Raw genomic sequence first — 304 nt, forward strand, 5'->3', positions numbered from 1 at the left:
CTGGGCCGTGTCTCAGTCCCAGTGTGGCCGGTCACCCTCTCAGGCCGGCTACCCGTCGTCGCCTTGGTAAGCCATTACCTCACCAACAAGCTGATAGGCCGCGAGTCCATCCAAAACCACAAAAAGCTTTCCACCAACCACCATGCGATGGAAGGTCATATCCGGTATTAGACCCAGTTTCCCAGGCTTATCCCAGAGTTAAGGGCAGGTTACTCACGTGTTACTCACCCGTTCGCCACTAATCCCCGGTGCAAGCACCGGATCATCGTTCGACTTGCATGTGTTAAGCACGCCGCCAGCGTTC

General features: G+C 56.2%; 1 rRNA gene. It reads right to left on the reverse strand.

What is annotated here, in order from left to right:
• Positions 1-304, reverse strand: a 16S ribosomal RNA gene (locus tag DXK94_RS17245); the annotation flags it as partial.

Source organism: Arthrobacter sp. RT-1, assembly GCF_003367205.1.
Taxonomy (GTDB): Bacteria; Actinomycetota; Actinomycetes; order Actinomycetales; family Micrococcaceae; genus Arthrobacter.